Below are 18,313 nucleotides of genomic sequence, written 5' to 3'. Positions count from 1 at the left end.
GTCACAAAAGTCTATTAAGACGGATGAAACTTTTGTGACAACACACCACTAAGCGAGCTGAATCAAACGAGAGTGTACTGGCTGGCGCTGGCTATAGAGAGCGGTTTAGAGAACCAGTAGCCTTGAAGGAAGGAGGCCCCCATGTCTGTGAAACGCTTTTGCATTTCAGCACTTTCAATACCTTCTACAACAACATCCACATTGTGAGCTTGGCAAAGGCGAGTGATGAAAGAAAGGTATTCCAAGGTTGCAGGGTTGTCCAAACATCGCCACGCCATCGATTTGTCCACCTTAATTTGGTTAAGAGGCAAATCAAAAAAGCTGTTTAATGAACTATAACCAGAACCAAAATCATCCAATGAAAGTAGAAAACCGTAGTCGCTTAGTCGACTTAACTGGGAAATGGCACTTTTGTTACCATCGAGAATAATGGTTTCGGTTAATTCCAATACAATGTTTTTAGTATCAATGCCCAGATGGTCAGCTAACCGTTTTAGTCGGTCTGGAAACTGGTGGTTTAACAACTGAAGTACGGAAACATTAACGTTTACCCTGATATTCGTGCCATGAGTCTCTAGGTATCGTTTTATGAACTGACAAGCCTTTGAGAACACTAAATAGCCGAGTTCAACGATCAATCCCTTTTTCTCGGCCACCTCAATGAATTCGTCAGGATAGATCTCGCCGATTTCTTCACTGCGCCAGCGTACCAGAGCTTCGAAACTAGCGACTCGATTTTTCTTGGCACAGATGATTGGCTGAAACTTAACGGTCAAGGTCTCGTTGTGGATCGCGTTAGCTAATTCGCGTTCGATGTAAAAATGCCGATCAACTTTGCTTTTGGTTTCTTTGCTGTAAACGCCGACTCTATTGTGCCGTTTTTCACCAGCGAACTGACAGGTGCGTGCTGCGACTTTAATTACTTCTTCAGCGGCAAGACCAATATCGAAACTAGGGAATATACCAATACTGATATCTGTTCCATACATGTAGCCATTTGCCTGAACCGATTCTTGATAAGTTTGAGATATACGCTCGCCAAGCGTCATTAACTCTTCGGCTGTATAATGGCCTCTGACGAGAATAGCAAAGTCATCAGAGCGCACACGGTATATATCAATAAAGTCATCGGTAAAGGAGTTTAACGCTGTGATAAGGTGTGACATCACGTCACGTAAGATATGGGGTCCGTATGCGCTTAGGTAGGAGCGAATATCGCCAATCTGAATGTAGATCAGAGAATGCTGGCCGGGGAGTTGGTCGACTAAAGCATCGATATCGATAATCAGTTTCTGGCCATTCGATAAGCCAGAAGCGTTATCTCTAAATGCGGCTTGCTGGACATAGGTTTCCATCAACTTGCGATCGGATATATCGCGATGGCACCCAATCATAAAGCGGGTACCATTGATAGTTTTCGTCACTGCAGTCCCTTCAATCCAGACATATTGGCCGGTCTTGTTTCTTACTCGGTACTGAGTAGAGATCTTTTGTTCGTCTTTCTGAATGTGTGCATCTACTTCACCTTTGAGCATCGCTTTATCCAGAGGGTGGACCAAAGATAGCCATGCATCCAAATGACATTGGCCAGAGGCAATATCGTAGTTCTCGTAAAACGTAGGGTTATAAAAGAAGATGCGATCATCGTCTGTCATATAGAAAATACCATCGTTAAACACATCAAACATGTGCTTAAAATGGTTATCCATAAGCTCATCTAGCTCCGCGCCACTTAGTGCGATGGAGCTATTTCCCTGTGATTCTTCACCTGCATAGCGACATTTCGAGACCGACGAAGCGTTCGATTGCGGCGGTATATTCTTGATTATCTGTGACATTTGATTCGACGTACCTAATCCAACACGCGGTAAGCCTTCCATGAGCTTTATTTTTTGAATTTATAAATATCTTCCGTGTAACCTATATTTGTAACATGAAATATTTATTAAGCTCCAGCAGTGAGCCAAGTATGAGACAGTAAATGTGAGCTTTTATTGACGTGTGTTCATATTTTGAACTGAAATATCCTTTTTACTCTCACTAGATGAGAGAAATGAGATCTTCCTCTTTAATGAAGTGAATAAAAATCCACTGAGTTATTTAATTTTTGAATTGTTTAGGGGGCTGGTAGCTCGTCTTAATTATGCTCAATAGGTGGCATATTCCTTGTGCAGAGTACCGCACAACCTATTTGAGTGTTAAATGTCACTTTCTTATATATTTATCAATGTTTTAATAGCGGTTAATTTTGACAAAACTCTGATATATCAGGCGTTTTCATCCGCTTTCTCTTTCTATACTCTAGCGACCAATTTATCCAAAATAGCGCAGTTGGAATAATGCTCGGCCAAATTCAAAATGTCAGTCAGGCGGGTGTGCTGATCGCAGACGATTCTCCTTTGGTGGTTGCTAACCTAAAAATTTTACTAAGAGAGTCTGGCTTCAGTGATCGTCTAATATTTACGGCCAAAGATATTCGTTCGGTATACAAAAATCTGCGAGAAATTTCGATTGATCTGTTCATTTGTGATTATAGGTTTGGTAAGGAACTGAATGGAAAGCAGATCTTAGAAGAGTGCCGTCATTACGGCCTTATTCGCCCACAATGCGCTGTTATTATGTTAACCAGTGAAACGACTGGTGAAGTTGTACGTTCAATATTGGAAGCAGAACCAGATGAGTACGTTCTTAAGCCGTATTCGTTGTATGAGTTCAAAAAGCGGGTTTTACGCGTGTACAGACGCAAGCAAACTCTGTCCGCGCTGCTAAAACAACCAAAGAGTGCAAGCTATCAAGATATCGCGGAATCATTTAAAGCGGCACTAAAGGCATACCCGGAATATACCGCTCATATACAGCGTCTTCAGGGAGTCACGTATTTAGAACGGCAATTTCATACTCAAGCGATTGAGCATTACGATTCATGTACGACTCTGCGTAAAAGCCATTGGGCTATTGTGGGTAAGGCATCGGCTTTACTCGAAATGGGTGAGGTGAAGCAAGCTCATTCATTGTTAGAGCACTGGATTGAGGAGTCGGGTAGAGTCCCGTCAAGTGTCTCTGACATGTTAGCATTAACCAGCCTAGTGCAAAGGAATAGCACGAGCGCTAAGAACGCATTGACTGACGCTATTAAATTTTCGAAAGGTAGTGCACCTCGTTTACTTGCCTATATTCGACTCTGTGAGATAGAAGAGAATTATGATGGCGCTTTAAGTGGGTTGGCTATTTATCGCCATCAAATTGCCAATACTCACCGCAATACCGTCGCGAACGCTATTCACTTGATGCGACTAAAACTAGTTGCGGCGTCTGCTCAAGGCAAGTCGATTTCCATGGTAGCGCATAAAGAGCTACACAATCTGATGAAATCCGATTTAGCAGAAAGTGAAATATTGGCACTGACGCTTGTGGATGTTCATATCGAACTGCACGACGAAAATTATAAAGTTGCGCGTATCAAATTGGCCAATTTGCTGAAAAACTATCAGCAGTTGCAATTGCCCCAATTGCACTACCTTTTGTACCTTCTTTTTGTAACGGACAACTATCACTGGTTCGATCAAGTCGCTGGTTTTGCTCGCTCCCATACTGACTACAGCAAAGTATCATTGTCGGCGTGTTCTATGCAGATGCAATTAGAACATCAGATAGAGCATGGAATGAGACGAAAATCTGCGTTAGTCAGATTGCTAGCGCAAGTGGATGAGTACTCGCTTCAATCGGTGGAAAAAGCTGTCGCGCTTGGCTTGGAAATATTCAAATCCCGTAAGCAGTGCGTGTTGGTGGCGAATAAAATGCTATCGCTTCTGAATCGTGAAATTCCCCGCGCCATCAATCCAGCTGAAATTAGAAAGGTTATATTCGATTGTGAGGCGGCGATTACTTGTACATCCAGTCTCAGAAAAACCGAACGAATAGAAGCGCAGAAAAAACTAAACTTGGTCAAACTCAACTTCAATCGTGCATTAGCAGCGGTATAGGGTGGATGAATGAGACCTCCACTTGATCTTAACTTATTGAAAGTTCTTGTACTGATCCATAAGCACCGCCACCTTAAACCAGTTGCCAAAGAATTGGGCAAAACGGAGAGCGCAGTCAGCAAGCATCTAGCTAAGCTGCGAGAACAGTTAGATGACCCATTGTTTGTGCGTGGTGTTCATGAATTTGAACCAACAGAGTACACGGTTGCTTTGCTTCCAAAAGTGACAGCTGGGCTAAGAGTTATTGAAGATGCCATTGTCGGTGACACATTTGACCCGCTAACCTACGATAAAGAAATCTCCGTGGCTATCCCAAATTTGGCGCAATATCTGGTTGGCAAATAACTTCTGGTCGATCTGATTAAAACCTTTCCTAACGCTAAAATCACGCTGACCAGCTGGTCTGATACGTCCGTTGAACAAATTATGGATAATCAGTTAGATATTGGTGTTCAGTATTTCAATCCGGAGATGAGCAAGGCGATATATCAACATCAATTAGGCCGATACAGGGGAGGGATTGTCACAACCGAAAAGCATGCTTCTCTTTCGTTAGAAGACAAATTAGCTCTACCTTTCGTGTTTATGCAGATGAAAGGGTGGCAGGAGAAGAAGACGGTGATCAAAATGGCGCTCGAAGAGAGTGGAGTTTATGTCAACAAGATCGCCACAGTAGACAACGTCCTATGCTTATTCGAACTCATGAAAGAGCTCAATTGCGCGACCTTATTGCCTGCAATTAAGCACCTCAATCGCCCAGGCTATACGATGTGTGTATTACCTGATGAGCTTCAAATGACTCAGCCACCTGCCATAGTCGCCTACCATAAACTTTCTAACCAAGGTAACCCGCTTCACGAGCTACTCATCAGAAAGCTCAAATACTACCTTTTTGACTGAGAAGTTGATGCTCTTTCATCTGTATTAGATCAAACATGGTATCAACTTCATATTTGCTCAATATGCGTGATTTGTACGTACTGATCGTTTTTGCGCTAAGAGACAGTAATTCTGAAATTCTCTTGTTGCTATAGCCTTGAAGTAAATAGTTGAGCACAGTTGTTTCACGGCTTGAAAGGCAGACTATTGGTTTACTCTGAGCATTGTATCTGAACGCCGAGCCGTCTTGGATTATCGCCAGTATGGCTTCTTTGATGATCTTTGATGACTCTAGTTTGGACAAATACCCATCTGCTCCTAATTTAAAAGCGGCTTGCGAAAACATAGTGTGTTTACTTCCAGAGAAAAATAAAACCTTGCCGCTATAGCCATGAGCTTTCACGCGTCTGATAAACTCGAATCCGTCTGAAACCTCCAAGTTTATTTCTAGGATGATCAAATTAATCTCGTTATCGCGAAGTATTGTCAGAGCGGAAGTTGTGGAGTCCGACTGAAAGACTTGAGCGTTACTGATGACGTTGACGACGAGACGTTCAATGGAATCTCGCATTAAAGGTTGGTTGTCGAGAACGAGAATTTTATAGGATGGCATGATGATAAACTTCTTGGTAACGTCGCATCATTATTGGGATGCACTTATCACTGTTTCGAATAGGAACAATGTAAGTCAAAATTGAAGAAAAGAGTGGAAAACCGGACTTTCCAAAATGGAAAGTCACATGTTGAGTACGTTGGCGGGTTACATACCGTTATCGAAGTAAGCTTTGATTATGTTGTCGATTTCGCCTCGTTGCTGAAGTTTCATCAGCGTATCATTAAAGTTCTTAACGAAATCCTCTTTGAAGGGATATTTATCTGGCTCACGGTTGGTGAATCCTAAGTAGCCTTTTTCGGCGCTTACTACCGCACCAAGGGTTAGCTTCCAATCTTCAGGCAACAGCCCTTCTTTGGCCATTCTTTTCATTTCCCAAAGAATAGATAACCGGTCGTTCATGTAACAATCTATTTTCTTGTCATGAAGGTTAATTAGATTAGGACGGTTGCCTTTGGCCTCCAATAACGTGATTTTGCCGACTTTTACGGCATCCCAGAACTGAGTGCCTCCAAGAGCAAAGGCCTCATTGACACCAACGGTTAAGCCTAGGTAGTCCTCTGGCCATCGTTGCAGTGAGCGATTTTTGACGCTATCAGGGTGGCAGAAGACAACAACCTCTTCATCTAATATAGGTTTTGAATAAGGGGAAATATACAGGCGCTTATCTGGATAATAATACGGTGGATATAAAGCTAGTCCCTGACCGACTTTGAGCATTTTTAAACCACGCTTCCATGGGATAGGGACAAGTTTAACTTCATAGCCAGGCATTTCTTCAAAAACTCGACGAAGAATGTCGCTGTAGATTCCTTTTGCAACACCTTCTTCACCATAACTGTAGGGAGGGTAAGAGTCGTCACCATATACCAGTACTTTGACTGGAGGATGGTATGCCATTGCCTGCGACGAGATAAGAAGCAGGATTAGTGTCCATTTGAGCAAAATCAGTACCTTTAAAGTGCCCATTCTATGATTAACTTTAGTTTATTTATTAAAGGATAGGGATTAGACTCAGTTTTTTTACACATGCAATTGAAGCAAAACATGACAGACGACTACGAAAACGAGCAAGAGATTGAAATTGAAGCAATCGGAATAGAAGTTTCAACACAACCAATTGAGCTTTACAAGGTATTCAAAATTGCCAACCTAGTCGGTGGTGGTGGCGAAGCGAAACACCTAATTGCGGAAGGCTACGTTGCTGTTAATGGTGAGCTGGAGACGCGTAAGCGTCGTAAGATGTACGATGGCGATTTTTTTGAATTCAATCAGGAATATTACGTCGTGATTTGCGATGCGCCAGTCACTGAGCCTGAAGAACCCTCAGTCATGAAGCCTGAATCAAAGCCAGAAAAGAAAAACAAACCAAAGAAACAAAACAAGGCAAAGAAAGACGCTGGGCAGAAGAAAAAGGAAAGCAAGAAAAACGAGATTGGCCGCTCTAACATAGACTTTCTATAACAGTAAAACCTCACCGCGCACCTGCATCTAGGGTGCGCTTCATTATTTTAAGTATCAGAAATCAATTACTTTTTCCTTTCTATAACAAATGTAAAAAACGTAAAGCATTGATGACATCTCTATACATGTAAATGATAATGGATTTCATTTGTAAATATGGAGTCCGAATAATGAGATTGTCTGCAGCCGCGTTAACCGCAGGTTTATTGGCATTTAACGTCAATGCTGAGATGGTAGAGATTGAGCACGCGCAAGGTGTGACCAAGTTAGAAACAAACCCAGAACGAGTTGTCGTTATTGGCTTGGGCGCGTTAGATACTGTTAAAGCTTTTGATGTCAAACCTGTCGCCGTTTCTACAGTCAGTATGTTCCCGGACTACTTATCGGAATACCGTAGCTACGATTTTGTCTCCGCTGGAAGCCTTCACGAACCTGACTTTGAAACCATCTACATGCAAAAGCCAGATCTGATCATCATTGGCACCCGTGCAGCGGCGAAATACAAAGAGCTGTCCGAAATTGCGCCGACCATTGTCTATGCTTCAGACGCGAATAAAGGCTATTGGGAAAGCACCAAGGAGCAATGGCGCAATCTCGCTCAAGTATTTGAAAAACAAGATTTCGTAGAGAGTAAGATTGAACAACTAGACAGTGAGTTTAAAGCGATTCAGGAATCGAATCAGCAAAACGAACTGGATGCACTGACTGTGATGAGTGCGGGCGGAAACATTACCACGTTCGGCGCTCAGTCTCGATTCTCCGCTATCTACAAAGATTTTGGTTTTAAGGAGTCAGTGGAAGGAATCAAAGAAAGCCGTCACGGCGACTTGGTTTCCTATGAATTCATTCGTGAAACAAACCCATCTGCATTACTTGTGATAGATAAAGACATCTTGATCAATAAAGGCAAAGGCAGCACTGTAAAACGTGATTTCGAAAATGATCTGGTCAAAGCGACCCAAGCTTACCAGAACAAAAAAATGGCTTATCTAGACATTAATGCTTGGTACCTGTCGATTTCAGGGATGCGTGCAACGGAACAGATGATTGAAGATGTGAAGACGGCGTCTAGTTTAAACTGATAGTCTGAACATGATTACGCAACCTCAAGCTGAATTGGCTTGAGGTTTTTTGCGTTGTAAGGGTTTTACATTGAAAAAGTTGTTATTTGTTCTGTTGGTACTGAGTGCAGCGTCGATTTTTGTAGGCGTTGGAAAACTAAATGTTGCTTCTCTGATCGCCGGAGATACAGCCAGTTGGCATTTGCTGTTTGCTAGTCGAATTCCACGTTTGGTGGCGGTACTGCTGGCGGGGGCTGGGCTGAGTATCGCTGGTTTGATTATGCAGCAGATCAGTCAAAATCGATTTGCTTCACCTTCCACGTCAGGAACGATTGAGTGTGCCATGCTCGGTTACGTACTGAGCTTAGTATTATTTGGTAATGGTCAGCAGCTGTGGCTTATATTCTCGGTGTCCATGCTAGGGACGTTGCTGTTTGTGCAGTTCATCAATCGTATTCAGTTTAAGAACGCAGTATTTGTGCCACTGATTGGGATTATTTTCGGCAACGTTGTCGATTCGCTCGCGACGTTTGTTGCGTATAAGTACGATGCGCTACAAAACCTGTCTAGTTGGACAGTCGCTAATTTTGCGAATTTGTTGCAGGGCGATTATGAGCTGCTTTATATCGCCATTCCCTTTGCCATCTTCAGTTACTTGTATGCAGCGAGAATTTCCGCTGTCGGTTTAGGTAAGGATTTTGCCGTCAACTTGGGGCTGAACTACCAGCAAGTGCTGATCATTGGTGTGCTGTTAGTCTCTGTGATGTCTGCTTCCGTTGTGATGATCGTAGGGATGTTGCCGTTCCTTGGGCTGATTGTCCCTAATCTGGTCAGTTGGTTCTATGGAGATAATCTTCGCCGCAATATTCCACTTACCGCGATACTGGGTGCCCTGATTGTCCTTTGCTGTGATTTGGCAAGTCGATTGATCATCTTCCCATACGAGATTCCAATCTCGACCATTATCAGCATTTTAGGTGGTAGCGTATTTATTTTCTTCATCTTAAAGGGGCAGAAAAATGCAGGATAGGGTGAAGATCATTGGACTGGCCGTCATCGTGTTGTTGTTTGGTTTTCTGTTTATTGGCATTGGCTTAAATGCTGATAATTACCAGTACTTCCTTTCACGGCGAGTTCCCAAAGTGCTTGCCATGATCGTGGCAGGCATCGCGATAGGTCAGTCGTCACTGGCTTTTCAGACCATTACTCACAACCGCATTCTGACACCGAGTATCATGGGCTTTGATTCTCTGTACATGTTTACTCAAGTGCTGGTGGTTGTGATGTTTGGCGGGTTGAGCAGTATCGCGATGAACGCCTACTTTAACTTCAGTGTCTCTGTTGTCGTTATGCTGGCGTTCTCACTGCTGCTATTCAGCTTTTACTTCAGAGGCGAGCGACAAAACTTGATGGTGTTATTGCTGCTGGGCGTAATACTTGGTCAGTTGTTTGGCAGTATCTCCTCGTTTTTCATTATGTTGATGGACCCGAGTGATTTTGCTTCTGTCCAAGCGAATATGTTTGCCAGCTTCAATAATGTCAGCGTCGAGCTTGTTTACTTATGTACGCCACTATTGCTATTGATCAGCGCGTTGCTGTATCGCCTGAATCGTTTGCTGGATGTGTTTTGGTTGGACAAAGACAACGCCACCAGCTTAGGGGTTGACGTAAAACGCGTCACGCTTTGGGTGTTGGTGCTGTCAGCGGCTCTTATTGCCATTTCAACGGCACTGATTGGGCCAATTATGTTTTTCGGGCTTTTGGTGACCAACTTAACTCGTGAGTTTTTTAAGAGTTACCAGCACCGTGTATTGCTGGTCGGAGTATCACTGCTTTCAGTGGCGGCCTTACTAAGTGGTCAGTGGCTGGTAGAAAAGGTGTTTGGATTTTCTACCACGCTAAGTGTTGTCATCAACTTTGTTGGCGGAATTTATTTTTTGACTATGTTACTGCGTAACCGAGTCGTCTAGAGGCTTTATGATTACATTACAGAATCTAACCAAGTTGTTTGGTCAATCCAAAGTGGTTGATGACGCGAGTGCGGAATTCGAAAAGGGCAAAGTAACCTCTATCATTGGCCCCAACGGCGCAGGTAAGAGTACTTTGCTATCCATGGCTAGCCGATTGATTGATAAAGACGGCGGGCAAGTGTTCATTGATTGCCGCTCTTTGTCTGAATGGGACACAAAAGAGTTGGCAAAGAGATTGGCAGTGCTTCGCCAAGCGAACAACATCACTATGCGTTTTACGGTAAGGGAAATGGTGTCTTTTGGGCGTTTTCCATACTCACAAGGCAAATTGACCGATGAAGACCAGCAAGTAATCGATAAGTCCATATCCTATCTGGATTTATCCGATATCCAGAACAAGTACCTCGACGAGTTGAGTGGAGGTCAACGCCAGCTGGCATTCATTGCAATGGTGATGGCGCAAGATACGGATTACGTGTTCTTAGACGAGCCTTTGAATAATCTGGATATCAAACATTCATTGCAAATTATGCGTAACGTGGGTCGGTTGGCGCATGAAATGAATAAAGCCGTGGTCGTGGTAATTCACGATATCAACTTTGCGGCCTGTTATTCAGACCGAATTATTGCGCTCAAAAAAGGTAGGGTAGTCGCTCAGGGTCCAGTGAGTGAAGTGATTCAATCAGACATACTAGAGAGTATTTACGAAACGCCATTCAACATTATTGAAGTGAATGGCAAGCGGATGTGTACATATTATTAAGTGATTTGGCGCTATCGCATGTAAACTAGGCGATAGCGCGCAATGAATTGTGTTAACTCAGACCAATGATGTTTCCATTATCATCCAAATCGAGGTTCATAAACGCTGGCTTTTCTGGCAAGCCAGGCATTGTCATGACATTGCCGCAAAGGGCGTAGATGAACCCTGCCCCAGCACAAAGCTTCAGTTCTCGGACAGGAACATCAAAATGCGTAGGCGCACCTTTGACAGAACTGTCTGTGGAGATTGAAAGAGGCGTTTTTGCCAGACAGACGGCAAGATGGTCGAAACCCTGCTGTTTGAATTCTGCTAACTGCTGCTTAGCTTTCTCACTCAAAGTGATACTCGCTGCACCATAACCCGATTCAGCTACTGCCATCATCTTCTCTTCTATTGTCTGTTCAAAGCGATAGAGAGGACTAAACCGAGAACCTTGCTGACATTGCTTGACTACTTTTTGTGCGAGTTCAACGGCACCTTCACCACCTTGTGCGAAACCTTCGCTGATGGCAACTTCAACGTTGTTGGGTAGATTTCGGATCATCTCAGCCAGTTGCTGGAGCTCTTGTTCACTATCTTGTGGGAATCGGTTGATGGCAACCACAGCAGGGATACCGTATTTATTCACATTGTTAATGTGCCATCTAAGGTTTTCGAACCCAGCAGCTAGGGCGGAATCATCTTGCTTAAACAATGATTCAGGCAGAGCTTGACCCGGTTTAAAGTTGTAAAGCCCCGAGTTGGCTTTTAAACCACGTAAGGTTGCCACAACTACTGCGCAGTCAGGCGCTTTGCCTGACACTTGCGCTTTAATATTACAGGCTTTTTCAAACCCCATATCTGAACCGAACCCACCTTCTGTCACCGTGTAGTCACACAGTTTAGTTGCGATGTTATCGGCAATGATGGAAGAGTTTCCGTGTGCAATGTTTGCAAAAGGCCCAGCGTGAACAAGAGTAGGAACACCCTCAAGTGTTTGCATCAATGTTGGCTCAATAGCATCTTTCATGCTCACGGCCATGGCCCCGGCGACTTCGAGGTCTTCTGTTGTGACAGGTTGGCCTTCAATATTGTAAGCCAGCACAATGCGTCCAATCCGTTGACGCAAATCTTTTAAATCACTTGATAAGGCCAGCACTGCCATAAGCTCAGACGCCGCGGAAATATCAAAGCCATCTTCTCGCTCAATACCGTTGATCTGTTTCCCGTCTTCATTTCGTCCGATGGCGACCATACGCAGGGCACGATCATTGTGGTCCATCACACGTTTCCAGACTACGCGTTCTGGGTCGATGCGTAGCGCTTTTAAATCGGAACGTTGTTCAAAGTCTTGGTAGCCGTTTCGCTGCTCGTGATAGATTCTCGCGTCGATAGCGGCAGCAGCAAGGTTATGTGCTGCGGTCACGGCGTGAATATCACCAGTCAGATGCAAATTGAGTTCTTCCATTGGCGCAACTTGAGAATACCCACCTCCAGCAGCTCCGCCTTTAACACCGAAAACGGGCCCCATGGAAGGTTGACGAATACAGGCCATAACCGATTGATTGATTTTGGCTAAGCCTTGCGCCAATCCAATTGTTGTCACGGTTTTGCCTTCACCCAGAGGCGTTGGAGTGATTGCGGTAACGAGGACCAGTTTTCCGGTGTTATTGTTTCCGAGCCTATTTAATGCATTAAGGGATACTTTGGCTTTGTGTTTTCCCTGACTCTGGTATTCCGTTGGGAGTAACCCCGCGTTTTCGGCGATACGGTCAATAGGGTGCAAAGTTTGAGAACGGCAGATTTCAATGTCCGACAGCATAAAACCCTCCATTGATAAGAGTTTGAAGAGAGGTAAACGCCTTTAGGCGCTAGAAGTGCATGCAAACAATAGGTGTTGGCTGCTAAAGAGTGGAAAGGATTATACGCGTTACTGTGGTTGGAACGCAAAAGAAAGCCCCGCAAAGCGGGGCGTTCATCGTTAATACCAATCGTCTTCGGGGATTATTTTGCCCTCTGGTGCATAGGGATCATCATCGAAAGGGTGCTCGGTCTTACCGCGCAGGCTTTCGAGCTGATGCTCAAGCATTTGGACAGTGTCGTAATCACCCTCTGAGCAAGCAACGTAGATTTGTTGCTCGATAGCGCGAATACTATCTCTAATACTCATGCCCACCTCCCGCGTTAATAAACGCTCGGTTGAACAGTTCTACCTATTCTCAAAACGATTATAGTCAAGCAGACCGAATTCGACAGGCTGATTTTCCTTGTACCAAGCGTGTACTTTGTCACTGAAAGGCCAGAATCTATCTGAGCTTCTGCGGATTGCGAATCGATCCAATAACTTAACGTAATCCTCTTCTGAACGGATATTTTTTAGCATGTCGATGAGTTGAGAAATCTCATTTTCATGTAATGACAGATACGTTGCTGGGTAACTTCCGATCACCCCTCTAACTAACGTTAAATCGTCGTTTTCGTAGTCGCGATTTCCTTCTTCATCGAACAGGCTTGATATATTCGTGTGGGCATTGTTGTGCAGTAGGGTGAACAGCTGCTCTTGGCCTGACTCGGACTCTATCAATAGCATGACTATCTGAGGGATGAATAAAAGCCCTTTTCCTTTAATGTCGTCCAATGTTCTCAAGCGAGCCTCGTTGGAGGTGCTAAACCCGGTCTGTTCTATCGCGTAACGGTTGTTCAGAACGGGGCTAAGTTGGGTTTTCAAGATGTCATACAGCTCTTGCTTGGGGTTATCGGTCTGATAGGGTACCTGAGTCGGTTGATCGAACGGCTTAACGTTGCGCTGTAAGAAATCACTCAGCTGTGTACTTTGATTTTGGTACCAACTGGATTGTTCAACATGTCGAATATCTCTTGGAAGAAGTGCGACAAAATTACTCTCACCTTCGAGTCTCAAAAAGTCCATAAACATTCTAGTCATCAGTTGGTGGCCAAAGTTTCCGTAGACATCAAACCCAGCGACGAGTAAGTAGTGGATTCGTTCAATCAGAGCATAATCGAGAACCCAAGCAGTCTTCGGTGGTTTACCTACTAAACCTTGGACAACAGAAGCGCTGTCAAAATGGCGAAATACGGTCAAAGCTGCATTTGAATTGGTGCCATTGCCCGTCCAGATGACATCCGTAGTTAAATGCTTTCCATCTTTGAACCAGCTGTTGATGAAATCGGACTTTGCTGTCAGGTATCGTGCTTGCTGGCGGGAGTAAGATACCCAGTTTGCGACAGGTAAGGTGTTGCTCTCCAACTCGCCTGGGAGTTTTAAGTTGTCAGCTTGTGAGTGATAAAACTCGTTAACTTCTGGTATGTCCGATTTATCGGGGTCGAGAAAGAAAACCCAAAAGCGATCATTGATAACATTTAACGCTAACTGCCCACGGCATACAGGGCCTTTGATAAAGGCGTTGATGGTGTTTTGTGCGTTGTCCAACATGAAGTTGAAGCGAGATTTGACTGGTAACTCAATGAACGCCGTCATTGGATTGGCGGCGACTTCAGGCTCGTATCCTGGTAACTGGGCGACGTCATAAGTGGTGTCGATGAACCACGCTTTCCAGTTGTTTATACGCTGCGAGTTCAGAGCGAACGGCATGTGGGTTTTGTCCACGATAGTTGCTTGCTCAGGAACAAAGCGATAATAAACACGGTCTACGTTTGGGTCATCGTAGGGCCTGCGAGTCGCAATGCGTTTAACGGGTTGACCCGGTGGTGTTTCAGAACGAACTAAGGTGAAAAATCGTGGCGTGGTTTCGTTTAGCTCCGAGAAATACAGGTGCGACAAGAATAAGTGCTCGTAGATGTAGCGAGCGGTGAGCTGCGCTTTGCGAGAGCCGTTATTGAGAAACTGCTCGTATTCCTCTACCAGCGCTTGTTGTTCAAGTGTTAGTGGGATCGGCGCATTCATTATGGCGCCGTTCTGTAGCCAACTCATTAGAGTCGAATATTCGTTAGATGAGAGATTTGGCATTCCATAAGGCATGCCCCAAGTGGGGTAATCTTGGGCGTAGCTGTCGTATTCTTCAATGGTTGGACACACCTGCGAGCGATCAATAGAGAAATCGAACCCCTCAAGTTGAGTCTGATTCGGTAAAGGGTGTGCCTTTTTTTGGATCAACATTTTTGCGACAAGGCCAGCTTCGATGTTCGCTGTGCGCGTTTGGTCACGCTCATTCAGCACCGGATGAAAGCCCATTGAGCGCCATTGTTCCGTGGTCTGAGCATCTTCAAATAATCGGCTAGGGGTAGCTGCGGTTAAGCGTGTGCCTTGGTAAACCAGTTCCTTACTCGCTCCTCGGTCAATCCCAGCAACGGAAGACATTTTCAATTGGCAAGGGGCGTCGTAGCAGGCATGGCAGACGACGCAGCGATTATCAATAATGGGTTTTACTTCGCTAAGAAAGAAGTCGCTGTGCTCTGTGGTGAGAGATACCTGCCTGTCTCTTACCTGAGCTTCACCAAATAGCTGGTCATAATTAAGGCCAGCAAAGGTTGCACAGCCAGCAAAGGTTGTGACCAAAAATAGAGTGAAAAAGGTACGTAAATTCATTTGGATAATAACTGTATTGCCGAGGTTTGATAATTGCAGCAGAAGGATAATGAATTGGCAAATAAAACACTATTCAAAATATGAGAAATTGATGAAAAGTGGAGAAAACACGGCTACTTAACTATGCTCCAGATAAACCGATTGCATAAAAAGTGGCGACTTTGGATATTATAGTTACGGATAACGACACCATCGCTATTACGTGGATTTTACTCTGTACTGCGCTAGTTCTGCTGATGCAGCCGGGCTTTACTTGTTTTGAAAGTGGGTTGGTCAGGAATAAGAATAATATTAATGTCGCGCTCAAAAACGTGGCTGATTTTTGTGTTAGTGGTGTCTGCTTTTGGTTGATCGGCTTTGCGTTTATGTATGGTGACAGTTGGAAAGGGTTAATTGGCTTAGACCTGTTTGCTATTGGCCACCAGCATCCGCCTATAGTGTTAGCTTTCTTTCTTTTTCAGATGATGTTTTGCGGAACCGCCGCAACAATAATGTCAGGCGCAGTTGCAGAACGTATGCGCTTCTCAGGCTATCTAATCTGCTCATTTATTACCGCAACACTGCTTTTTCCGATCATTGGCCACTGGGTATGGAACGGAACACATTTGTCCGTTGGTGATACAGGCTGGCTAGCCAAGATGGGTTTCATAGATTTCGCTGGGGCAACGGTCGTGCATTCCGTTGGTGGCTGGGTTGCCTTGATTGCCATTATGATTGTTGGACCGCGGCTAGGCAGATTTTCGGATGATGGAAAAACGCGAGAAATGTACAGCCAAAACTTACCGCTTTCGGCGCTAGGGACGTTTCTGTTGTTCATTGGATGGTTTGGCTTCAATGGCGGTAGCATTATTGATCCTACTGCCGACTTGGCGAAAATCTTTTCTAATACTGCCATGTCGGCCTGTGCTGGCGGCTTTAGTGCATTAATGTTGTCGTGGAACATCCACTCTATGCGTGGGATCCGCTACCTTCTGAATGGATTACTTGCTGGTCTGGTGGCTATTTCAGCCAGTGCTAACGTCGTCGATTTAAGTGGCGCTGTGATTATTGGTGCCACTAGTGGTTGTATCAGCGTAGTTTTGGTGTCGGTGCTAGAAAAATCAAAGCTTGATGATGTCGTATCTGCGGTTCCAGTTCATCTTGGCGGGGGAATATGGGGAACATTGGCTGTTGCTTTGTTAGCCCCAACGGATTTTTTGGCTTCTGGTAGTCGTCTAGAGCAACTCTATATTCAAATGAGTGGAGTTGTTGCAACCGCAGCTTGGGTCGTTGGCCTCGGATACCCTTTGTTGAAGATTGTTAATCATTTCCATCCGCTAAGAGTTTCAGCACAAACGGAGACCATCGGCCTTAATTTCGGCGAACATGGTATGAAAGATGAGTTAGTTGACTTGATGGACCAGTTCGACCGGATAGTCAAAGCGCATGATATGGAATCCCATCTAAAGGTTGATCACGGTTCTGATTATTCCAATCTTTCAATGACATACAATTATCTGCTGGACAGCACTAATCGTCATTTTAGGGAAAAGGAAAGGGAATTATTGAAGATGGCGAGCTTGGATCCTCTTACAGGAGTTCCTAACCGCAGGGTGTATGAACAGGCGATAGAGAATACAGTCAAGAAAAGTCATGAAGAGAATAAAGACTTTGCTTTGCTTATTTTGGATCTCGATTACTTCAAGCAATACAATGACCACTATGGTCATCAACTGGGTGATTATTGCCTGCAAAATGTGTGTCAGGCACTGAGCAGTGTGACGCGGCGCCAGCACGATATATTGGCAAGAATAGGTGGAGAGGAGTTTGCGTTTATATTACGCGATACTAATCTGCATGACGCTAGACGAATCGCGGAGTTATTACGAAAAGAAGTCGAGATGCTTGAGATCCCCCATGTTCATTCGGAATGTGATTTTGTCACGGTTAGCATTGGAGGAGCTGTGTGGGATATGCGAATAAACTTGCCACATACGGTGTTGTTTGATGAAGCAGATGCGGCATTGTTCAAAGCCAAAGAGCTGGGTAGGAATCAAGTGGTGTTCTTTTCTGATCATTCAGACTGGTAAGGGGCAAAGAAGAGGCGCATTACTGCACCTCTTATCATTTCTAATGAAAGAAGCAAAGCTACTTAACCGCTTGACTCATATCATCAATCATCATTTGAGTTGCTTGAATGCCACTGGCAGAAATATACCAAGCATGAGGGTTCAAAAAATGAATCCGGTTGTTTTTCGCCGCCTGAGTTTGCGACATTAAAGGATTATCGAGTTTCTTAAACGCTTCACCAGAATCCCTTCCGATGGCTTGGTCTCTGTCCAGTATCAGCAAGTGCTCAGGGTCTGACTGGGCAATATACTCATAACTGATTAGGTCGCCATGAACCTTATTCGCATTATTTGAATCAGCAGGTTCGAAGCCGAACAGAGTAAATATGGCTCCGTAGCGAGAATCTTGTCCAAACGTCGTGAGCTTGCCGCCGTTTGTCATCACCACTAGGGCTTTTGGCTTAGTGATTTTCGTCTGTTGCCTTATCTGATCGATTCGTGCCTGAGCCTGATTGATCTTGCGTTCAATGTCCTCCTCACGTTCAAAAACTTTCCCCATCATTCTCCAAGCCGCCTGAGTGGTTTGCCAATAACGTCGGGCATCTGCCATAAAAACGATAGTAGGGGCAATTTTGCTCAGTTCAGGATAGGACTCAGAGCTGCGATTACTGGCTATGATTAAGTCAGGTTTGAGAGCAAATATCGTTTCAAAATCAGGCTCGAAGAGTGAACCTGCCGAAACATAGCTATCATCCTGATATTTGCTCAGATAGTGTGGCATCGGTGATTTTACGACGGCCACGGGCTCAATGCCTAAATTGTCGAGTACGTCTAGCGTATCCATCCCAAGAACAATAACTCGCGCAGGTTTGGATTCTAGCGTGGTCTCACCCAGCGGATGCGTCACTGTTATCATCCTGGCATGAACCAAGCTCGCTGCTAACATAAGGCAGAGCGCAACCCATGATTTAATCAGCATTGTCTTT

16 protein-coding genes are annotated in these 18,313 nt (G+C 44.5%); 9 read left to right on the top strand and 7 right to left on the bottom strand.

Features of this window, described 5'->3' with window-relative positions:
- Positions 1–62: 62 nt before the first annotated feature.
- A complete protein-coding gene (locus VIC_RS16485; RefSeq protein WP_006961183.1) occupies positions 63–1,838 on the bottom strand; it encodes an EAL domain-containing protein in 1,776 nt (591 codons plus the stop codon).
- A 501-nt stretch (positions 1,839–2,339) separates the two neighbouring features.
- Between VIC_RS16485 and VIC_RS16480 the strand changes: the two genes are divergently transcribed.
- Genes VIC_RS16480 through VIC_RS27070 form a run of 3 tightly spaced genes read left to right on the top strand, consistent with a single transcriptional unit; the run spans position 2,340 to position 4,883 of the window.
- Complete coding sequence (locus VIC_RS16480; protein WP_006961182.1) at positions 2,340–3,983, top strand: response regulator; 1,644 nt, start codon at positions 2,340–2,342, stop codon at positions 3,981–3,983.
- A gap of 9 nt (positions 3,984–3,992) precedes the next feature.
- On the top strand, positions 3,993–4,328 hold the full coding sequence (locus VIC_RS27075; RefSeq protein ID WP_006961181.1) for a helix-turn-helix domain-containing protein: 336 nt from the start codon (positions 3,993–3,995) through the stop codon (positions 4,326–4,328).
- Between the two features lie 3 nt (positions 4,329–4,331).
- Complete coding sequence (locus VIC_RS27070) at positions 4,332–4,883, top strand: LysR substrate-binding domain-containing protein (protein WP_330217470.1); 552 nt, start codon at positions 4,332–4,334, stop codon at positions 4,881–4,883.
- Here VIC_RS27070 and VIC_RS16470 read toward each other — a convergent pair.
- The gene (locus VIC_RS16470) at positions 4,861–5,475 is read right to left on the bottom strand and encodes a response regulator transcription factor (protein WP_039952120.1); all 615 of its coding nucleotides are present in this window, start codon (positions 5,473–5,475) and stop codon (positions 4,861–4,863) included. The two genes, VIC_RS27070 and VIC_RS16470, sit on opposite strands and share 23 nt — an antisense overlap.
- A 147-nt stretch (positions 5,476–5,622) precedes the next feature.
- Entirely contained in the window at positions 5,623–6,444 is an 822-nt protein-coding gene (locus VIC_RS16465) for a substrate-binding periplasmic protein (RefSeq protein WP_006961178.1), read from the bottom strand.
- 78 nt (positions 6,445–6,522) lie between these two features.
- On the opposite strand from VIC_RS16465, the gene VIC_RS16460 reads away from it, so the two are divergent.
- From VIC_RS16460 to vctC, 5 genes are all read left to right on the top strand, one after another.
- Positions 6,523–6,939, top strand: a complete 417-nt coding sequence (locus VIC_RS16460; protein WP_039952234.1) for an RNA-binding S4 domain-containing protein — start codon at positions 6,523–6,525, stop codon at positions 6,937–6,939.
- A gap of 170 nt (positions 6,940–7,109) precedes the next feature.
- A complete protein-coding gene (locus tag VIC_RS16455) occupies positions 7,110–8,021 on the top strand; it encodes a siderophore ABC transporter substrate-binding protein (RefSeq protein ID WP_006961176.1) in 912 nt (303 codons plus the stop codon).
- 70 nt (positions 8,022–8,091) lie between these two features.
- Positions 8,092–9,030, top strand: coding sequence for an iron chelate uptake ABC transporter permease subunit VctD (gene vctD / locus VIC_RS16450; RefSeq protein ID WP_006961175.1), 939 nt, complete (start codon positions 8,092–8,094; stop codon positions 9,028–9,030).
- Positions 9,020–9,970: an iron chelate uptake ABC transporter permease subunit VctG gene (gene vctG, locus VIC_RS16445; protein ID WP_039952118.1), complete on the top strand. Its 951-nt coding sequence runs from the start codon at positions 9,020–9,022 to the stop codon at positions 9,968–9,970. The genes vctD and vctG overlap by 11 nt, the downstream gene beginning before the upstream one ends.
- A gap of 7 nt (positions 9,971–9,977) precedes the next feature.
- Positions 9,978–10,733, top strand: coding sequence for an iron chelate ABC transporter ATP-binding protein VctC (gene vctC / locus VIC_RS16440; protein WP_006961173.1), 756 nt, complete (start codon positions 9,978–9,980; stop codon positions 10,731–10,733).
- Between the two features lie 52 nt (positions 10,734–10,785).
- Here the strand turns inward: vctC and VIC_RS16435 are convergent, their stop codons facing one another.
- The 3 genes from VIC_RS16435 to VIC_RS16425 all read right to left on the bottom strand — a co-directional run bounded on the left by VIC_RS16435 (position 10,786) and on the right by VIC_RS16425 (position 15,279).
- Positions 10,786–12,534, bottom strand: coding sequence for a formate--tetrahydrofolate ligase (locus VIC_RS16435; RefSeq protein WP_006961172.1), 1,749 nt, complete (start codon positions 12,532–12,534; stop codon positions 10,786–10,788).
- A gap of 159 nt (positions 12,535–12,693) precedes the next feature.
- On the bottom strand, positions 12,694–12,882 hold the full coding sequence (locus VIC_RS16430; protein ID WP_006961171.1) for a hypothetical protein: 189 nt from the start codon (positions 12,880–12,882) through the stop codon (positions 12,694–12,696).
- A gap of 39 nt (positions 12,883–12,921) precedes the next feature.
- Positions 12,922–15,279 (bottom strand): fatty acid cis/trans isomerase, encoded by a 2,358-nt coding sequence (locus VIC_RS16425; protein ID WP_006961170.1) that lies wholly within the window; start codon positions 15,277–15,279, stop codon positions 12,922–12,924.
- A 161-nt stretch (positions 15,280–15,440) separates the two neighbouring features.
- Between VIC_RS16425 and amt the strand changes: the two genes are divergently transcribed.
- Positions 15,441–17,348: an ammonium transporter gene (amt, locus tag VIC_RS16420; RefSeq protein ID WP_006961169.1), complete on the top strand. Its 1,908-nt coding sequence runs from the start codon at positions 15,441–15,443 to the stop codon at positions 17,346–17,348.
- Positions 17,349–17,406: 58 nt separating this feature from the next.
- On the opposite strand, the gene VIC_RS16415 is transcribed toward amt, so the two are convergent.
- A complete protein-coding gene (locus VIC_RS16415) occupies positions 17,407–18,306 on the bottom strand; it encodes a siderophore ABC transporter substrate-binding protein (RefSeq protein WP_006961168.1) in 900 nt (299 codons plus the stop codon).
- Between the last annotated feature and the right edge of the window lie 7 nt (positions 18,307–18,313).

It is taken from the genome of Vibrio coralliilyticus ATCC BAA-450 (assembly GCF_000176135.1).
Classification (GTDB): domain Bacteria; phylum Pseudomonadota; class Gammaproteobacteria; order Enterobacterales; family Vibrionaceae; genus Vibrio; species Vibrio coralliilyticus.
Note: the sequence above shows the minus strand (reverse complement) of the source record. Positions and strands in the feature narration are given on the sequence as shown.

What these genes read in the sequence shown, in the direction of transcription:
- VIC_RS16485 (WP_006961183.1), bottom strand. Translation starts at nt 1,838, where the DNA reads ATGTCACAGATAATCAAGAATATACCGCCGCAATCGAACGCTTCGTCG.
- VIC_RS16415 (WP_006961168.1), bottom strand. Translation starts at nt 18,306, where the DNA reads ATGCTGATTAAATCATGGGTTGCGCTCTGCCTTATGTTAGCAGCGAGC.
- vctC (WP_006961173.1), top strand. Translation starts at nt 9,978, where the DNA reads ATGATTACATTACAGAATCTAACCAAGTTGTTTGGTCAATCCAAAGTG.
- VIC_RS16465 (WP_006961178.1), bottom strand. Translation starts at nt 6,444, where the DNA reads ATGGGCACTTTAAAGGTACTGATTTTGCTCAAATGGACACTAATCCTG.
- VIC_RS16460 (WP_039952234.1), top strand. Translation starts at nt 6,523, where the DNA reads ATGACAGACGACTACGAAAACGAGCAAGAGATTGAAATTGAAGCAATC.
- VIC_RS16470 (WP_039952120.1), bottom strand. Translation starts at nt 5,475, where the DNA reads ATGCCATCCTATAAAATTCTCGTTCTCGACAACCAACCTTTAATGCGA.
- vctG (WP_039952118.1), top strand. Translation starts at nt 9,020, where the DNA reads ATGCAGGATAGGGTGAAGATCATTGGACTGGCCGTCATCGTGTTGTTG.
- VIC_RS16425 (WP_006961170.1), bottom strand. Translation starts at nt 15,279, where the DNA reads ATGAATTTACGTACCTTTTTCACTCTATTTTTGGTCACAACCTTTGCT.
- VIC_RS16455 (WP_006961176.1), top strand. Translation starts at nt 7,110, where the DNA reads ATGAGATTGTCTGCAGCCGCGTTAACCGCAGGTTTATTGGCATTTAAC.
- VIC_RS16430 (WP_006961171.1), bottom strand. Translation starts at nt 12,882, where the DNA reads ATGAGTATTAGAGATAGTATTCGCGCTATCGAGCAACAAATCTACGTT.
- VIC_RS16435 (WP_006961172.1), bottom strand. Translation starts at nt 12,534, where the DNA reads ATGCTGTCGGACATTGAAATCTGCCGTTCTCAAACTTTGCACCCTATT.
- VIC_RS27075 (WP_006961181.1), top strand. Translation starts at nt 3,993, where the DNA reads ATGAGACCTCCACTTGATCTTAACTTATTGAAAGTTCTTGTACTGATC.
- VIC_RS16480 (WP_006961182.1), top strand. Translation starts at nt 2,340, where the DNA reads ATGCTCGGCCAAATTCAAAATGTCAGTCAGGCGGGTGTGCTGATCGCA.